This is a genomic window from Proteus penneri, from assembly GCF_022369495.1.
GTDB lineage: Bacteria > Pseudomonadota > Gammaproteobacteria > Enterobacterales > Enterobacteriaceae > Proteus > Proteus penneri.
Map to the genome: position 1 here is coordinate 75593 of NZ_CP059690.1, position 18573 is coordinate 94165.

At 40.5% G+C, this 18573-nt stretch carries 16 protein-coding genes; 11 read left to right on the plus strand and 5 right to left on the minus strand.

Features of this window, described 5'->3' with window-relative positions:
• Nucleotides 1-141: 141 nt before the first annotated feature.
• The 4 genes from accC to acuI all read right to left on the minus strand — a co-directional run bounded on the left by accC (nucleotide 142) and on the right by acuI (nucleotide 3857).
• Nucleotides 142-1491 (minus strand): acetyl-CoA carboxylase biotin carboxylase subunit, encoded by a 1350-nt coding sequence (gene accC / locus H1225_RS00355; RefSeq protein WP_006535380.1) that lies wholly within the window; start codon nucleotides 1489-1491, stop codon nucleotides 142-144.
• Between the two features lie 12 nt (nucleotides 1492-1503).
• Nucleotides 1504-1974 carry an acetyl-CoA carboxylase biotin carboxyl carrier protein gene (gene accB / locus H1225_RS00360; RefSeq protein WP_072063790.1) on the minus strand — a complete coding sequence of 157 codons (471 nt, stop codon included), beginning with the start codon at nucleotides 1972-1974 and terminating at the stop codon, nucleotides 1504-1506.
• Nucleotides 1975-2007: 33 nt separating this feature from the next.
• Nucleotides 2008-2451, minus strand: coding sequence for a type II 3-dehydroquinate dehydratase (gene aroQ / locus H1225_RS00365; protein ID WP_006535378.1), 444 nt, complete (start codon nucleotides 2449-2451; stop codon nucleotides 2008-2010).
• A gap of 431 nt (nucleotides 2452-2882) precedes the next feature.
• Nucleotides 2883-3857 carry an acrylyl-CoA reductase (NADPH) gene (gene acuI / locus H1225_RS00370; RefSeq protein WP_239739376.1) on the minus strand — a complete coding sequence of 325 codons (975 nt, stop codon included), beginning with the start codon at nucleotides 3855-3857 and terminating at the stop codon, nucleotides 2883-2885.
• A gap of 688 nt (nucleotides 3858-4545) precedes the next feature.
• On the opposite strand from acuI, the gene mreB reads away from it, so the two are divergent.
• The 10 genes from mreB to H1225_RS00420 all read left to right on the plus strand — a co-directional run bounded on the left by mreB (nucleotide 4546) and on the right by H1225_RS00420 (nucleotide 16336).
• Entirely contained in the window at nucleotides 4546-5589 is a 1044-nt protein-coding gene (gene mreB, locus H1225_RS00375; RefSeq protein ID WP_023582893.1) for a rod shape-determining protein MreB, read from the plus strand.
• Nucleotides 5590-5680: 91 nt separating this feature from the next.
• Nucleotides 5681-6724 (plus strand): rod shape-determining protein MreC, encoded by a 1044-nt coding sequence (gene mreC / locus H1225_RS00380; RefSeq protein ID WP_006535375.1) that lies wholly within the window; start codon nucleotides 5681-5683, stop codon nucleotides 6722-6724.
• 5 nt (nucleotides 6725-6729) lie between these two features.
• Nucleotides 6730-7218: a rod shape-determining protein MreD gene (gene mreD / locus H1225_RS00385; protein WP_006535374.1), complete on the plus strand. Its 489-nt coding sequence runs from the start codon at nucleotides 6730-6732 to the stop codon at nucleotides 7216-7218.
• Between the two features lie 52 nt (nucleotides 7219-7270).
• Complete coding sequence (locus H1225_RS00390; protein WP_072063788.1) at nucleotides 7271-7858, plus strand: Maf family protein; 588 nt, start codon at nucleotides 7271-7273, stop codon at nucleotides 7856-7858.
• On the plus strand, nucleotides 7855-9324 hold the full coding sequence (gene rng / locus H1225_RS00395; RefSeq protein ID WP_072063787.1) for a ribonuclease G: 1470 nt from the start codon (nucleotides 7855-7857) through the stop codon (nucleotides 9322-9324). The genes H1225_RS00390 and rng overlap by 4 nt, the downstream gene beginning before the upstream one ends.
• Before the next feature lie 45 nt (nucleotides 9325-9369).
• Nucleotides 9370-13170, plus strand: coding sequence for an AsmA2 domain-containing protein YhdP (yhdP, locus tag H1225_RS00400; protein WP_239739377.1), 3801 nt, complete (start codon nucleotides 9370-9372; stop codon nucleotides 13168-13170).
• Nucleotides 13167-14027 carry a deaminated glutathione amidase gene (gene nit1, locus H1225_RS00405; protein WP_239739378.1) on the plus strand — a complete coding sequence of 287 codons (861 nt, stop codon included), beginning with the start codon at nucleotides 13167-13169 and terminating at the stop codon, nucleotides 14025-14027. Before yhdP ends, nit1 begins: the two co-directional genes overlap by 4 nt.
• Complete coding sequence (gene tldD / locus H1225_RS00410) at nucleotides 14024-15469, plus strand: metalloprotease TldD (RefSeq protein ID WP_239739380.1); 1446 nt, start codon at nucleotides 14024-14026, stop codon at nucleotides 15467-15469. Before nit1 ends, tldD begins: the two co-directional genes overlap by 4 nt.
• An 85-nt stretch (nucleotides 15470-15554) precedes the next feature.
• Nucleotides 15555-16055: a ribonuclease domain-containing protein gene (locus H1225_RS00415; RefSeq protein WP_006535365.1), complete on the plus strand. Its 501-nt coding sequence runs from the start codon at nucleotides 15555-15557 to the stop codon at nucleotides 16053-16055.
• On the plus strand, nucleotides 16055-16336 hold the full coding sequence (locus tag H1225_RS00420) for a barstar family protein (RefSeq protein ID WP_072063782.1): 282 nt from the start codon (nucleotides 16055-16057) through the stop codon (nucleotides 16334-16336). Before H1225_RS00415 ends, H1225_RS00420 begins: the two co-directional genes overlap by 1 nt.
• A gap of 72 nt (nucleotides 16337-16408) precedes the next feature.
• Here the strand turns inward: H1225_RS00420 and yjgA are convergent, their stop codons facing one another.
• Nucleotides 16409-16969 carry a ribosome biogenesis factor YjgA gene (gene yjgA, locus H1225_RS00425; protein WP_072063781.1) on the minus strand — a complete coding sequence of 187 codons (561 nt, stop codon included), beginning with the start codon at nucleotides 16967-16969 and terminating at the stop codon, nucleotides 16409-16411.
• Nucleotides 16970-17155: 186 nt separating this feature from the next.
• On the opposite strand from yjgA, the gene pmbA reads away from it, so the two are divergent.
• Nucleotides 17156-18484 carry a metalloprotease PmbA gene (gene pmbA, locus H1225_RS00430; protein WP_072063780.1) on the plus strand — a complete coding sequence of 443 codons (1329 nt, stop codon included), beginning with the start codon at nucleotides 17156-17158 and terminating at the stop codon, nucleotides 18482-18484.
• Nucleotides 18485-18573 lie beyond the last annotated feature (89 nt).

The window sequence follows — 18573 nt, forward strand, 5'->3', positions numbered from 1 at the left end:
AGATTTGAGATGTGTTTATCTTATTGTTTTTAAACGTAAATAGGAATAAACGAGGTGCGGGTTTTTAATCAAAAGACGGATCATAGGCAATAAAAAAGGCATAGTGATTAAACTATGCCTTTTCTGGTTAAGTGAAGAAAATTACTTCTCAGCTAAACCTAAACGTTTTTCAAGGTAGTGAATATTTGTACCACCTTTTTGGAAATTCTCATCATTCATAATGAACTGGTGCAGTTCAATATTGGTTTTAATACCATCAATGATAAGTTCCGCCAACGCATTTTTCATACGAGAGATCGCGATTTCACGTGTTTCACCATACGTGATCAATTTACCAATCATTGAATCATAATGAGGTGGAACAGTATAACCTGCGTAAATATGCGATTCCCAACGTACGCCAAATCCACCTGGTGAGTGGAAGCGGGTAATCGTACCTGGGCTTGGCATGAAGGTTTTTGGATCTTCTGCGTTGATACGACATTCAATGGCATGACCATGAACGTTAATTTGATCTTGCGTTACTGATAAAGGTAAGCCAGATGCAATGCGTAACTGTTCTTTGATTAAGTCGATGCCTGTGATCATCTCTGTTACTGGATGTTCAACCTGAATACGGGTGTTCATCTCAATAAAGTAGAATTCACCATTTTCATACAGAAATTCGAATGTACCTGCACCACGATAGCCGATTTCAATACATGCGTTCGCACAGCGTTCGCCGATATTTTTACGGATTTCTGGGGTAATACCCGGTGCTGGTGCCTCTTCAACCACTTTTTGGTGACGACGCTGCATGGAGCAATCACGTTCAGCCAAATAGATTGCATTACCTTGACCATCAGCCATAACTTGAATTTCAACATGGCGTGGATTTTCAAGGTATTTTTCCATGTATACCATGTCGTTGCTAAATGCCGCTTTTGCTTCCGCTCGCGTCATTGTGATGGATTGTTCCAGCTCTTTTTCAGAACGAACAACACGCATACCGCGTCCACCACCGCCACCAGAAGCTTTGATGATAACTGGGTAGCCAATACGTTTAGCAATTTCAATATTTTTTGCAGTGTCGTTACCTAAAGGACCGTCTGATCCTGGTACACAAGGAACACCTGCTTTTTTCATCGCTTCAATAGCAGAAACTTTATCACCCATTAGGCGGATGGTTTCAGCTTTGGGGCCGACAAAAATAAAGCCTGAGCGTTCAACTTGCTCTGCGAAATCAGCATTTTCAGACAGGAAACCGTATCCTGGATGAATGGCTTGTGCGCCACTGATCTCAGCCGCTGCAATAATTGCAGGGATATTTAGGTAACTTTTTGCTGAAGCAGCGGGACCAATACAGATAGTCTCGTCTGCCAGCAGAACGTGTTTTAAATCACGGTCTGCTGTGGAGTGAACGGCAACTGCTTTGATCCCAAGCTCTTTACATGCTCTTAGGATACGCAGTGCTATCTCACCACGGTTGGCAATGAGGATTTTTTCTAGCATGGACCTGCCTCGTTATTCGATAACAAAGAGTGGAGCGTCAAACTCAACGTTGTCGCCATCTTGGCAAAGGATAGATTTAACAACACCCGCTTTGTCAGATTCAATCTGGTTCATCATTTTCATTGCTTCAACGATGCACAGAGTATCGCCTACATTGACTTGCTGACCGACTTCAACAAATTTCTTAGCTTCAGGGCTTGGTGAGCGATAGAACGTTCCGACCATTGGTGAACGAACAACATGACCGCTGATTTCTTGCGTTGGTGTAGCCGCTGGTGTTTCTGGCGCTACGGGCGCAACTGCATTTGCTAATGCAGGTTGAGGAGCCGCTGGTGCCGCAAAATATTGCTGAGGAGCCATTTGACCCTGAATACCAGAGTTACGACTAATACGTACTGACTCTTCACCTTCAGAGATTTCCAGTTCAGAAATGCCAGACTCTTCGACTAGCTCGATCAGTTTTTTAATTTTACGAATATCCATGAGTTGATTCCGTACTCTTTTTGATGTTTTTTATTAAGACAAACGGCTGACCGCTGCCTGTAAAGCAAACCGATAACCTTCTGCACCTAATCCACAGATTACGCCTGTTGCGATATCAGAGAGATATGAATGGTGGCGGAAAGGTTCCCGACTGTAGACATTGGACAGGTGAATTTCAATAAATGGAATATTCACCCCTAATAATGCATCACGCAGTGCAACACTGGTATGCGTGAAAGCTGCAGGGTTGATTAATATATAATCGACATTACCCCGAGCTGCATGAATTTTATTTATCAGCTCAAATTCAGCGTTAGACTGAAAATGACTGAGTTTCACATTTAATGCCTGAGCATCTGCTGACAAACTTTGAACGATATCATCCAGAGTTAAGTGTCCGTAGGTTTCCGGCTCTCTTGTTCCAAGCAGGTTTAGATTCGGACCATTCAGGAGCAAAATATGAAAATTTTCCGACATTATGCTTCTATCTCCGTCAATTCGTCAACGAAATGACAAAATAACCTGTGCTTTTCGTTTTGTCATCTTTTATTGTATCCAATGCTACGATACATATCACAAAGTCCGACATTATAGACATTTCACAGAAGATAACAGCAAAATACTGGTCTAATCAGGGAATGAAGGGTTTATTTTGATGAAAAGTTAAAAGTTTTTACAATATTGTAAACGTGAGAAAGCAAAATAAATAGGTGACTAAAAAATAATCATAACATCACGTTATTTATTGATGTCACTGGAAATCTGAGCTTCTTTGATGCTAGTCATCAATATATGTCATAAATGTGATTCAGATCACAATTTAACATCAGTTCGACACACAAAAGCGCTTATTCTGGCACTAATTAATGCGAATTAATGCCAAAAATAAGCAGACAAAAACGGGAGAATTAGAGTTTTACTAAGGTGCGGCCTGTCACTTGATTATCCATAATCATCTGAGCATAACGTGGAACTTCATCAAGTGTAATCTCTGTCATTGCTTGTTGATAGAACGTTTCTGGTAGTAATTTTAATAAACGTTGCCAAACTTGAGCGCGTTTTTCTGCTGGGAAATAAACAGAATCAACACCTTGTAAACGAACATTACGTAAAATAAAAGGCATGACGGTTGTTGGCAAAGAAAAACCACTCGCTAATCCACAAGCTGCCACTGTGCCGTTATAGTTTGTCTGTGACAAAATATTGGCAAGAATTTGCCCACCTACGGTATCAATTGCACCCGCCCAGCGTTGTTTATCTAAAGCTTTGCCCGCGGATTCAAACTCTTCGCGAGTGATAATATTTTTGGCACCAAGTTTGCGTAAATAGTCATGGTTGCTGGCTCTGCCACTTAATGCAGTAACTTGATAGCCTAATGCTGTTAGCAAACTAATGGCAGTACTTCCTACACCACCACTGGCTCCAGTGACTAAAATATCACCACTTTCAGGTGTGATACCGCCTTGTTCTAAGGCCATCACACAAAGCATGGCAGTAAAACCCGCAGTTCCAATGATCATGGCATTTTTTAAAGAGAGTCCTTCTGGTACGGCGGTTAACCAATCACCTTTTACACCAGCCTTTTGTGCAAGACCTCCCCAGTGATTTTCACCTACTCCCCAGCCAGTTAATAAGACATGTTGACCAATGTGGAAACGAGGATCTTCGGTGTGATGAACAATACCTGAAAAATCGATACCTGGTATCATTGGGAATTGACGCAGAATTTTTCCTTTTCCGGTGATAGCAAGCCCATCTTTATAGTTAAGCGTTGAGTAATGAATATCGACAATAACTTCATGAATAGGCAGCGTTTTTTCATCAATGCTTTGTATGCTGGTACTGAGTTTTTTGTCATTTTGTTCTACTAATAATGCTTTCATTTTGACCCCTCACCGATTTCTATTTGTGTCATGATAGGTGATTTTTTAGATTTCGTCGTGATTGTGGACAATATCTATTGTAATAATGAGACAAATAATCCTTTTTTAGTGTATAAACGGGGAGTTCTACGTTTGTTGAAGCAGAGATTATTCTGAGTTTTATATCTTGGTAATTAGATAACATCGTTAATGGGTTACGATTGGATAAAAATTAGCATTTCTCTTTATTGCTCGAAACAAAGATAATGTGTTGCCTTAAAAGTATTTGAGGTGGGTACTTTGGTTGTTATCTCAGTCAACTTTGCCAATGAAACACCATTTAATATCAATAGAGTGATTGAGCTTATATAAATGAATAAATTTTATTTGAACTTGCAACGAGACTTTTGAGTCACAGTTTGGCAACGAAGTGAGATTTTTCTTTATTGATATGAACGTTGTTTGTATTGTTACATAAGTTAAATATGAACGGCGTAGGATCGAAATTATGCGTTAATCGTTCTAATTAGCCCCTTTTTATGCAGTTTTTTTCTGCTCCAATTGGGAAAAGTAACGTAGAATATTGTGCCTTTATGATTATTTACGTGTCCACTTTAATTTAAGTAGTGAATCGCGCCTTGTCGCTGCTTATTGTGGTTGATAGAGTAGACGGATTTTTCCGTCCCGGCTTGCAGGATTATCCTTTCGTATGTTTAAAAAATTTCGTGGCATGTTTTCCAACGATTTGTCTATTGACTTGGGTACCGCCAATACCCTTATTTATGTCAAAGGGCAGGGTATTGTTCTCGATGAACCCTCCGTTGTCGCTATTCGTCAAGATCGCGCTGGCACATCAAAAAGTGTTGCAGCTGTAGGGCATGAAGCGAAACAGATGTTAGGGCGTACACCCGGGAATATCGCTGCTATCCGTCCAATGAAAGACGGTGTGATTGCTGATTTTTATGTAACCGAAAAAATGCTTCAGCACTTCATAAAACAGGTTCATAACAATAGCTTTATGCGTCCAAGTCCTCGCGTATTAGTCTGTGTACCAGTAGGAGCCACTCAAGTAGAGCGCAGAGCTATTCGTGAATCAGCATTAAGTGCGGGGGCGCGTGAAGTGTTCTTAATTGAAGAACCTATGTCTGCGGCAATCGGTGCCGGTTTACCTGTTTCTGAAGCAACAGGTTCAATGGTTGTGGATATCGGTGGTGGTACAACAGAAGTTGCCGTAATTTCATTAAACGGTGTTGTTTACTCTTCTTCTGTTCGTATTGGTGGTGACCGTTTTGATGAAGCGATCATTAACTATGTGCGTCGTAACTACGGTTCACTGATTGGTGAAGCAACCGCAGAACGTATTAAACACGATATCGGTTCAGCTTATCCTTCTGACGAAGTCAATGAGATTGAAGTTCGTGGCCGTAACCTTGCAGAAGGTGTACCTCGTAGCTTTACATTAAACTCCAATGAAATCCTTGAAGCATTACAGGAGCCATTAACAGGTATCGTAAGTGCGGTCATGGTTGCATTAGAGCAATGTCCGCCAGAATTAGCCTCTGATATTTCAGAGCGCGGCATGGTGTTAACAGGCGGTGGTGCATTATTACGTAACTTAGACCGTTTATTAATGGAAGAAACAGGTATTCCTGTGATTGTTGCTGAAGATCCACTGACTTGTGTTGCTCGTGGTGGTGGTAAAGCATTAGAAATGATCGATATGCACGGTGGCGATCTGTTTAGCGAAGATTGAGACTAATTCTAACAAGGGAGAATGGATTCCCCCTTGGTGAGAATATTAACGCCTGTTCTTTTACTTCTCCGTGTGAGTGATCTTAGAGTTTATGAAGCCAATTTTTAGTCGGGGCCCTTCCCTGCAACTAAGATTAATAATCGCCGTGGTTGTCGCTATTTCTTTATTGATTGCTGATAACCGTATTGGTGCATTTTCTAAAGTCCGCCAGTATCTTGATACTGCTGTTAGTCCCTTCTATTTTCTTGCAAATGGCCCACGTCGTTTCCTTGATCAAATTTCAGAAACATTTGCCACACGTGAGCGTTTACAATTTGAGAATCAAGCGTTAAGAAAAGAGCTATTAGTTCGTAGCGGAGAAAGCCAATTACTAGAGCAATTTAAGCAAGAGAACGCCCGTTTACGAGAATTACTTGGTTCACCACTGCGCCAAAATGAACAAATGACAGTAACACAAGTACTGTCTGGTAATAGTACGCCGTATCGAGACCAAGTGGTTATTGATAAAGGAACCAACAATGGCGTCTATGAAGGGCAACCTGTTATTAGTGATAAAGGTGTTGTAGGACAAGTCATTGCCGTAAGTGAGCTTACGAGTCGTGTGCTATTAATATGTGACACTTCTCATGCATTACCTGTACAAGTTTTGCGTAACGATATTCGTGTTATAGCTTCTGGTGCGGGCTGTGCCGATGATTTATTGTTAGAAGCATTACCTGCCAATATTGATATCCGTGTAGGCGATGTTTTAGTGACATCAGGATTGGGGGGGCGTTTCCCTGAAGGATATCCTGTTGGTGTGGTATCTTCAGTTAAAGTAGATAATCAGCGAGCTTATTCCGTGATCAATGTTCGACCTTCAGCAGAGCTACAACGTTTACGCTATTTGCTTTTGTTATGGAATACATCAGATAAAACGGGAGAGCCTCCTCTGCCTTCAGAGGTTTATCACGCGGCGAATGAGCGTTTAATGCAACTGATGCCTCAAGTTTTACCTAATTATGAACAAGCAGGGCCTCCGCTTCCTCGTTCTATGTCTCAAGAGCCGTTAAGTAATACAGCTGAAGAAACTAACGGAACTGTGACGCCAGCGACAAATACGCCAGCCAATACCAATAATACAAGAAGTAGGTAGACACGATGAATCCATATCAAAGTCGTGGGCGTTGGGTTGTTTGGCTCTCTTTTCTTGTCGCATTAGTTTTACAAATTATGCCGTGGCCAGAACAGTTGGAAGTCTATCGACCTATTTGGCCCATGTTATTTCTTATTTATTGGGTAACAGCTATTCCTCACCGTGTCAGTGTCGGAACCGCATTTGTTTTGGGGATGATTATAGATTTAGTCCAAGGAACTACCTTGGGAGTCAATGCATTGGCCTATACTTTAGTGAGTTATGTCATCGCCTTTAAATATCAGCTTTTTTGTAATCTAGCGTTATGGCAACAAGCCTTAGTGGTGATGTTAAGTATTGTCGTTGTCGATCTTGCTGTATTTTGGGCGGAGTTTTTACTTTCACCAGTGACTTTTCACCCTCAAGTATTCTGGAATAGTCCAGTCAGTGGTATTCTTTGGCCATGGCTTTATTTTTTGCTTCGCAAAATCCGTCACCAGTTTTTAGTTCACTAATTTATTGGATCATGGCGGTCTCTTTTGCGTTACCGTCATGAGGACATTATTTGTGACCACGCTTTACCTTGCTTCCAGCTCACCAAGAAGACGTGAACTTCTCGCGTTATTAGATGTTGAATTTAGTATTATCACGCCAGCAATTGATGAAATTTGGCAACAAGGTGAAAAACCAGAAGAGTATGTTCTTCGTTTGGCAAAAGAAAAATCACAAGAAGGTGTAAGACAAGCACCTTATGATTATCCCGTTTTGGGCTCTGATACTATTGTGGTTCATGATGGTCATATTCTTGAGAAACCTCGGGATAAATCCCATGCTGCGCAAATCCTACGTTCATTATCAGGCGCAACACATCAAGTGATGACAGCAATTGCTATCTCTAATAGAACACACACCTTGAGTCAATTAGTCGTCACACATGTCACTTTTAGAGAGATGACAGAGAGTGAAATTAGCGCGTATATTGAGTCAGGGGAGCCAATGGATAAAGCTGGCGCTTACGGTATTCAAGGAAAAGGAGGCCGTTTTGTTCAACGGATTGAGGGAAGTTATCATGCTGTTGTCGGATTACCTCTTGTTGAAACCGAAGCCTTGATAACTCAATTTTCGTCTCTAGCTAATGAGAAGGATATTTCATGACAGCAGAGTTATTAGTGAATGTGACGCCATCTGAAACTCGAGTTGCTTATATTCGTGGAGGCATACTTCAAGAAATTCATGTCGAAAGAGAAGCGAAACGAGGTATCGTCGGAAACATCTACAAAGGTCGGGTAAGTCGCGTATTACCCGGGATGCAAGCTGCATTTATTGACATCGGGCTAGATAAAGCCGCTTTTCTACATGCTTCTGATATTATGCCTCACACGGAATGTATCGCAGGTGAAGAGCAGAAAAAGTTTAATGTTCGTGATATTGCGCAACTGGTGCATCAAGGACAAGACTTAATTGTACAAGTGGTTAAAGATCCTTTAGGAACAAAAGGCGCTCGCCTGACCACGGATATTACATTACCTTCTCGCTATTTAGTCTTTATGCCTGGTGCATCTCATGTCGGTGTTTCTCAACGAATTGATAGCGAAGAAGAGCGCGAGCGTTTAAAGCAACTCGTTGAAGAGTATTGCGATGAAAATGGGGGGTTTATTATTCGTACAGCCGCCGAAGGTGTTGGCGAGCATGAAATTAAGCAAGATGCCGCTTTTCTTAAACGCTTGTGGAATAAAATTATTGAGCGTAAGAAAAGAAATAAAACCCGCATTCAAATTTATGGTGAATTAGCTTTAGCGCAGCGTATTTTACGAGATTTTGCTGGCTCTGAATTAGATAGCATACGTGTTGATTCTAAATTAACTTATAATCAACTACAGGAATTTATTGGTGAATACATTCCTGAATTAACCGCTAAACTTGAATTGCACCAAGGGAATCAGCCTATTTTCGATCTCTATGGCGTTGAAAATGAAATTCAACGGGCTTTAGAGCGTAAAGTTGAATTAAAGTCAGGCGGTTACCTCATTATCGATCAAACAGAAGCAATGACGACGATTGATATTAATACGGGAGCTTTTGTTGGTCATCGAAATTTAGAAGAAACCATTTTTAATACTAATATTGAAGCAAGCCAAGCCATTGCTCGTCAATTACGGTTACGTAATTTAGGCGGTATCATTATTATTGACTTTATTGATATGAATAATGATGAACATAAACGCAGAGTATTGGCGTCACTTGAACAAGCGCTAAGTAAAGATAGAGTGAAAACAACGATTAATGGTTTTTCTCAACTTGGCTTAGTGGAAATGACGCGTAAAAGAACGCGGGAAAGCCTCGAACATGTTCTTTGTGATGATTGCCCAACTTGCCAAGGGCGAGGTACGGTAAAATCAGTTGAAACGGTTTGTTATGAAATCTTGCGTGAAATAGTACGTGTACATAAAACGATTGATGCAGATCGCTTCTTAGTTTATGCCTCCTCAGCAGTTGCAGAAGCCTTAAAAGGCGATGAGTCGCATGCATTAGCTGAGGTTGAAATTTTTGTTGGTAAACAAGTGAAAGTGCAAACTGAGCTACTTTATAGTCAGGAGCAATTTGATGTGGTGATGATGTAATGGATTCGCCTTCCTAATGAATATGATGGCAGAAAGGAGACAAAAATGAAGCGGCTGCCTAAATACCTGTTAGTGATAACAGTTTTTTGCCTCATCGTTTTTGCCTTGGTGTTAAGCGGGTTTCGCTATTTTCTGCCTCGTTTAGATAATTATCGCCCTGAAATAGAAACGTATTTAACAAAACAACTTAATAGCCCTGTTTCAATAACGAAAATTAATGGGGAATGGCAGAATTTTGGCCCTGATATTCAAGTAAAAGGGCTTAATATTAAGAATAAAGATGTCAACGTTAGCGCAGAAAAAGTGACTTTTTCTTTTGATGTGTGGCGTTCATTATTGACCCTCCGTCCCCATTTTCGTGAGCTGACCTTTGATCAATTAGATGTCAATTACCAACGTCCTATTTTTACTGGGCAAAGTGGCGATATTACACTAACTGCACCTGATGATATTTCTTCGCTTTTTCTTGAACAATTCGATCACTTTAAGCTAGTCAAAAGCCGTTTTATTTTTCTAACGCCTTCAGGTGATACCAGTACATTACATATTCCTGAGTTGATGTGGCTGAATCAAAAAAAACGCCACCGTGCTCAAGGTGAAGTTACCCTTGATACACCGATTAATCACTATGGTGGTTTAAAAGTTCGCCTCGACCTCTATACCACGAATGAAGGCTTAATTGATAATGGTAAGGTGTTTCTTACCGCTGATAATATTGATATTTCACCTTGGCTTAGCCAATGGGTAAAAAATAATAGTGGATTAGGTGAAGCCAAAGCCAGTTTGTCTAATTGGATTGAAATTACTCAAGGGCGTATTACTGGCAGTCAGTTGCAAATTCATCAAGGTGAAATGGACTGGCGTAGTGAAGGCACTTCACATGTATTAAATGTTGAAGACTTAATATTACGTATGAGAAGGCAAGAAAATGGTTGGCTTGCGGATGTTCCTTATACTCGAAAAATTACCATGGATGGTGAAGAGTGGCCTGATGGTTATTTAGCGGTTCTTTATCAACCAAAAGAAAAACAGCATGGTGAAGCATGGCGTATTCGTGCCAAAAATATTGAGTTAGATAGGTTATATGCTGTATTGCCACTGTTCTCTTTTTTAACACCTGATTTTGTTCGTCAATGGCAGTATCGCCAATTTTCTGGTGTGGTTAATGATTTTGCCTTAGATCTCACACCGGAAAACTTTGAGCAAAGTGCAATTAATCTTTCTTGGAAAAATGTGAGTTGGAAACGTTGGCAAGAGATCCCATCAGTGCAACATTTCAGCGGACAATTAAAAGGGAGCATGCAAAGTGGTGAACTTAACTTTGCCCTAGCGGATAGTGAAATAGACACCGGTAAATTGTTTAAAGCCCCCCTGAATATTGAAAAAGGGAAAGGTACGATTTATTGGACTCATTCTGGAGATGACTTATCTCTTTGGAGTGAAGGATTAGATATCCAAGCCACATCAGCGTGGGTAGCGGGTGATTTTCGTTATGAGAAACAAGGTGAGGATCAGCGGCTTTCTATACTCTCAGGTGTAAGAGTGACCAATGCGGGAGATACATGGCGTTATCTGCCAGAAGAGTATGTTGGTAAAGCGTTAACACAATATCTCTCGGATGCAATTATTGCGGGTAATATCGACAATGGAACCTTTATTTTCCATGGTGATCCTGCCGATTTTCCTTTTGATAACCACAAAGGGTGGTTCCAAGTTTATGCCCCTGTTAAACAGGCTACGTTTAAATTTGATAGTGAATGGCCCGCATTATTTGATCTCGATATTAATCTAGATTTTAAAAATGATGGGTTATGGATGTCTTCTGCTCAAGCGAAAGTGGGTAAAGCAACAGCGACAAATTTAAGTGCAGTCATTGAAAGTTATCGACAAGAAAAGATCTTAATTAATGCGGATATTCAAGCCACAGGCGATGAGCTGAAAGAGTATTTTTTAGATTCTCAAATGGCGAGTATTGGTCATACGCTTGAAGAACTGAATGTGGCAGGAAAAATTAATGGTACATTGAAACTTGATATCCCATTTGATGGCGGTGAGGTTGTGGCTTCAGGTGATATTAATTTAAAAGATAATGATGTCACTTTGAATTTTATGGATACTACGTTAAAAGGTGTGAGTGGACAGTTTCGTTACCATAATGACAAACTTGAGAGTGATATATTAACGGCTAATTGGTTTGGGCAGCCTCTCGCTATCTCATTTACCAGTCACAATGATATAGATAATTATCAGGTTGATGTTGACTTAAAAGGCCAGTGGGATATTCAAAAAATCCAAGGGTTACCTAGCGATATTCAACAGAAATTTAGTGGTGTATTTCCATGGAATGGCAACGTTAATGTTAAGATCCCCGAAAAAGGTGATGTTGATTATCAAGTTGATTTAACCGGAAATATCAATGCATTAAGTAGCAAGTTAACAGCACCTGAAACACAAGATTTAAAAAATTCACCGCCTATTGTTATTTCTGCAAGCGGTAATAGTGAAATGTTAACTGTGAATGCAAATGCTGAAAAACAGTGGAAACTTAATAGCCAATGGGGATTAGGTAAACAGCTTCGTTTATTGCAGGGTAACCTCGTTTCTTCTAGCCTTAAATTACCAGAGTTAAGTTCACAACAACGCTTAACCATAGCGCTTAAAGGATTAGAGGGTGATAAATGGTTGCCAACATTAACCGCATTTTCATCATTAACCCCTTCTGACAATGCAATAAGTTTCCCTGATAATGTGCATATCAGTTTGCCTGATTTAAATTTTGCAGGGCAAAAATGGAATAATCCTCAAACTGAAATTATGCGCGTTAAAGAAGGTGTAAAATTTGCATTTTCAGGAAGTGAACTACGAGGTGATGTATTTATTCCTGAAGTATCAACACCTTGGAAAATAAATATTAATTATCTTTATTTTAATGGTACTTCTATAGTTCAAGAAGAGAAGCCATTAAAAATGGCTAATGTTTCTGATCCCAATATCTCGAAGTTTTCAGTGAAAGATATTCCTTCTATTGATTTTGAATGTCAGGAATGTTGGGTTAATGGTCTGCTTTTAGGAAAAATTGAAGGTTCGTTAAAACAAAATCAGGGAGCTTTATTTTTAACTGACGGTAAATTAGAAAATAGCAGCGGCGAATTGTCGGTTAATGGAGTGTGGTCTGAAGATAAGAAGGGCAATAATACAACAAAATTAATAGGAAAATTAAAAGCCGGAGAAATTGACGAAATGGCGGCCTATTTTGGTTACATTATCCCGATTATTCAGTCCCCACTTGCCGCTGAGTTCTCATTACAATGGCGTAATACACCGTGGAACTTTGAATTGGCTACTTTGCAAGGTGATATTAAATCAACGTTGGGTAAAGGACGTATAGAAAAAGTCAATGTAGGACAAGCGGGTAAATTACTACGATTGGTGAGTTTTGATGCACTTTTACGCAAATTACAGTTTGATTTTAGAGATACTTTCAGTGAGCATTTTGAATATGATTCGATTAAAAGTGAAATTACGATTAATCAAGGTATTATGAATGCAGAGAGTGTACGTGTTGATGGTGTTATTGCTGATATAGCGATAAGTGGGAAAGTGGATTTACTTGAACGAAGCATGGATCTACAAGTTGTTGTCACCCCTGAGATTTCAGCTACAGTCGGTGTTGCCACGGCTTTTGCAATAAACCCAATTGCAGGCGCCGCAGTGTTTGCGGCATCAAAGGTTCTGGGGCCACTTTGGAGTAAGATTTCAGTTATCCGTTATCATGTGACCGGAACTATGGAACAACCCAAAATTGACGAAGTACTGCGTCAGCTTAAGGAGAATCAGGCGTTATGAAAAAAGTTAATGTCGCACTTTTGCAACTTTGTAGCGGAAAAAACACAAAAAATAATCTGGCGCAAATCGAGCAACAGATTAAGCAATTACCCGATTCAGTGAAGCTGGTATTAACACCTGAAAATGCGTTACTTTTTTCAAACTCTAAAGATTACCATAAACACGCTGAAATTCAGGGTGATGGGCCGTTACAAAATGCGATTGCAAAAATGGCTCAGCGTTACAAAGTGTGGATCTTAGTCGGTTCTATGCCTTTGATTAGTCGAGACTCTCCAGATCAAATTACCAGCAGTAGTTTGGTGTTTGATGATGAGGGGGTTATTCGTGCTCGTTATGACAAAATTCATATGTTTGATGTCAGTATTGATGACGAGCAAGGCGAATATAACGAATCTTCTATTTATCAACGTGGTGAGCGCCTAACAGTCGTTGATACTCCCGTTGGGAAATTAGGTTTAACAATCTGTTATGACTTACGCTTTCCTGGTATTTTCCAAGCATTAAGAGAAAAAGGAGCAGAGATAATCTCTGTACCAGCAGCATTTACCCGTTTAACAGGGAAAGCGCACTGGGAGCCTTTATTACGCGCTCGCGCGATTGAGAATCAGTGTATTATCTTAGCGCCTGCACAAGTGGGTACACATGATACGCGCCGGACTTGGGGCCATACCATGGCGATTGATGGTTGGGGTAAAGTGTTGAAGAAGAACCCTGATGCGGTCAGTGCGTTAACGCTCAATGTTGGTGTTGATAGTTTATACGGTATGCGTGAACAGATCCGGGTCGTGAAACATAACCGTTTTCGCCCGAAACTGACCCACTTAATCAAAAAAGTTAAGGATAAAGAAGAATTATGAGTTTAGCTGTTGTCAGCGAAAGTCTGTTGGAAGCAAACAAACTTAGTTTAGATGATTTAGCATCAACACTAGAGCAGCTTGCACAGCGTCAAATTGATTATGGTGATCTTTATTTTCAGTCAAGTTATCACGAGGCTTGGGTACTTGATGATCAGATTATTAAAGATGGCTCTTACAATATTGATCAAGGTGTTGGCGTTAGAGCAATTTACGGTGAAAAAACCGGTTTTGCTTATGCCGATCAACTCACGCTCAATGCACTGAATCAAAGTGCGCATGCTGCGCGAAGCATTGTTCAGGCTAAGGGTAATGGTCGTATCCATACTTTAGGTGCTATTCAACATTCTCCGCTGTACAGCTTAAACGATCCTCTGCAAAACCTCTCTCGTGAAGAGAAAATTGCGTTACTGCATGAGGTAGATAAAGTCGCTCGCGCTGAAGATAAACGCGTTAAACAAGTGAATGCGTCATTAACGGGTGTTTATGAACATGTGCTGGTGGCTGCAACTGATGGTACTTTAGCAGCCGATGTGCGTCCTTTAGTTCGTCTTTCAGTTAGTGTGCTGGTGGAAGAAGATGGCAAACGTGAACGTGGTGCAAGTGGCGGTGGTGGTCGTTTTGGTTATGACTACTTCTTGATGAAAGCTGATGGTGAAAGCCACGCTGTGACTTATGCGCGTGAAGCGGTACGGATGGCATTAGTCAATTTATCAGCAATTGCTGCACCGGCTGGAACAATGCCTGTGGTACTAGGCGCAGGATGGCCAGGTGTGTTATTACATGAAGCGGTGGGTCATGGTTTAGAAGGTGATTTTAATCGTCGTGAAACCTCTGTTTTTTCGGGGCGCCTTGGTGAAAAAGTGACTTCTGAGCTTTGTACCATAGTTGATGATGGCTCAATTGAAGGTCGTCGAGGCTCTGTTGCTATTGATGATGAAGGTGTTCCGGGTCAATACAATGTGTTAATCGAAAACGGCATCTTAAAAGGTTATATGCAAGATAAGATGAATGCTCGTTTAATGGGGGTTGCGCCGACAGGAAATGGTCGTCGTGAGTCTTATGCGCATCTTCCTATGCCTCGTATGACCAATACTTACATGTTAGCGGGTAAATCGTCACCAGAAGAGATTATTGCGAGCGTTGATCGTGGTATTTACGCACCAAACTTTGGTGGCGGTCAGGTTGATATCACATCAGGTAAATTTGTTTTCTCAACTTCAGAAGCTTATTTAATCGAGAATGGAAAAATAACGAAACCAATTAAAGGGGCAACACTGATTGGTTCAGGTATTGAAGCCATGCAACAGGTTTCTATGGTAGGTAATGATCTTGCGTTAGATAAAGGGGTTGGTGTTTGTGGTAAAGAAGGGCAAAGCCTTCCTGTTGGTGTAGGGCAACCTACCTTGAAGCTTGATAAGATCACCGTAGGTGGTACAGCTTAATTTTTTTATAGTGATTTATATGTATTCATTAAACTCCATCTTTTGATGGAGTTTTTTATCTCAGCAACAGTAAAGGTGCTAATTTATGGGTAAACGTTTATTACCAGTTATTATTGTTATTGCTGTTTTATTTGGTGTTCTTTATAAAGGTTTACTTCCAGAAACGACAGTATCGTCCTCTTCAACGTCCGTTTCTGTTCCAACATCATCGAGCAATAACAGCAATAAATCAGCGCAAATCCCACTCTCTATTGATGAAAAAACACAAGCTAATGCTGTGGCTAATTATTTACAACGTCATCAACAGTTACCGAGTTTTTATCTCACTAAAAGACAGGCAAGAGAACAAGGCTGGAATGCGAAAGAAGGCAATTTATGTGAGGTTTTGCCAGGAAGAGCAATTGGGGGCGATCGTTTTATGAATCGTGAAAAACAGCTACCAGAAGAAGCGGGACGCCAGTGGTATGAAGCTGACGTGAATTATCATTGTGGTCATCGTGGTAGTGATAGATTGCTCTATTCAAATGATGGGCTGATTTATCTCACTACCGATCATTATCGTACAATGACAAAGGTTGCCCCTTAATGAAACAAGTTGTTTTTGATTTTAAGATGCTGGCAGATAGAGACGCCTTTTATCGGGATTTTGCATTGCAATTTCAGCTAGATGAGCATTTTGGTAATAACTTAGATGCATTATGGGATGTGTTAATGGGAGAAATTGAATTGCCAGTCAGTATTGTTTTTAAGCATTTTCCTCATTATTCTCGTGATTTTCAACCTTTGGTGGAATTGATGCAAGAAGCACAAAATGAGCTTGGTAAAGACGTATTGAGCTTTCATTGTGAGCATAAAATACAAAAGTAATTCAGAGTAGAATTAAGCCCTGAAAATCGCAGTGAGGCTGAGTTTACACTGCGTTTTCAGGATACTCAGGTTTTATGCTGATTCCGATAAATCTTTTAGATATTGAAACAATAAGCGGAATGATTTCGGTGGCTTATTGGCTTCTTTTTCTTTTTTTGCATTACGGATCAGTGTGCGTAATTGTTGGCGATCAGCCATTGGATAAAGCGCAACAACTTCTTCAATCACTTCATTGCCACCTTCGATAAGGCGAATTCGCAGATCTTCAAGTTTATGTAACACTAAGATCTGTTGATTGTGGCGGTTTTTTAGTTTATCGAGCGCTTGGCGGATTGGTTCTTCATCCACATTGCGCAGTAGCTTTCCAATATATTGAATTTGGCGACGGCGTGCTTCACGTTGTACTTTTTGTGCTAGTTGAATAGAAGATAATAATTTTTCATCTAATGGCACACGTTCTAGTTCTTGAGCACTTAATTCAACTAATTCAGTACCCAGTTTTTTGAGTGCTTCAGCGTCACGTTTAATTTCGCTTTTGCTAACCCAGATGATTTCGTCCTCTTCTTCCTCTTCTGACGATGTATCGTCGAATTCAGGATTGAGGTAATGCCACTCTTCAGGCTGCTTTGCCATAATAAAATTCCTGTTGCAGAGTAAGCCGGGAGTGTGATTTGGTGAATGACCAAAAGCCCGACGGGTGATAACATTCATATATCTTCTATTGTAACTGGGAAAATCGCTTGTTGACCACCTGTCAATTGATTTACTTTGCTAAAAATAAGTAAAAAGTGATGTTCTCCTTAGGAAAAATGGTTTTCAATGAATAATTCAGATCAGGTAAAACAGCTTGAAGACGCCGTCTCTCTCGCATTAGAGCTGGCATCAAAACAGTGTGATGGTGCTGAAGTCGCTATTAATAAATCAACGGGGATTAGTGTCAGTACACGTTACGGTGAAGTTGAAAATGTGGAATTTAACAGTGATGGCGCGTTAGGCATTACGGTTTATCAACAACAACGTAAAGGCAGTGCTTCTTCTACCGATTTAAGTCCTGATGCGATTAAACGCGCTGTACAAGCCGCTGTGGATATTGCACGATACACTTCAGCTGATCCATATGCAGGGCCTGCGGATCAAGATTTATTAGCGTTTGATGCGCCTTTCCTTGATCTTTACCATCCTGCCGAAATTACGGCAGATAAAGCGATTGAATTAGCATCAAGAGCAGAAAAAGCCGCGTTAGACAGTGATAGTCGTATTATTAATACTGAAGGAGGCAGCTTTAATAGCCACAGTGGGACCCGTGTATTTGGTAATAGCCTGGGTTTATTAAAAAGCTATTCATCTTCACGCTATTCTATGTCGAGTTGTGTTATTGCCCGTGATGGTGAAGATATGGAGCGCGACTATGCTTACACCATTAGTCGTCGTTTTGATGATCTTGAATCACCTGAGTGGGTAGGTCAAGAGTGCGCCCGTCGTACTTTATCACGCCTTGCACCTCGTAAACTCCCAACCATGAAAGCCCCTGTTATTTTTGCTGCTGATGTTGCGACAGGTATTTTTGGTCATTTAGTTGCAGCAATTAGCGGTAGCATGATTTACCGTGAATCTTCTTGCCTACTCGATAGTTTGGGCAAACAAATTTTTCCTCAATGGCTCAATATTCAAGAGCGTCCTCACTTAATGAGAGGTTTGGCATCAACACCATTTGATAGCGAAGGTGTGCGTACAACTGATGCTGACATTATTAAAGATGGCGTATTACAAGAGTGGTTATTAACTACCTATTCAGCAAGAAAGTTAGGTTTAAAAAGCAATGGCCATGCTGGTGGTATTCATAACTGGTATATCCCAGGACAAGGCCTATCATTTGATGCACTGCTAAAAGAGATGGGAACCGGGCTAGTTGTTACAGAATTGATGGGGCAAGGCGTCAGTACCGTGACGGGTGATTATTCTCGTGGAGCAAGCGGTTTTTGGGTTGAGAATGGTGAAATTCAGTATCCTGTTAGTGAAGTGACTATTGCTGGTAATTTAAAAGAGATGTGGGCAAACATTGCTACTATGGGTGATGATATTGAGATGCGCAGTAATGTTCAGTGTGGATCGTTGTTATTACCAGAAATGAGTATTGCCGGTGAGTAAATTTTAGATACTTATCGCAACCTTTAATCTCAGCCCGCAATGGGCTGAGATATCGCGTTTATCAGTGTGCTTTTCAATTTGAGAAGATA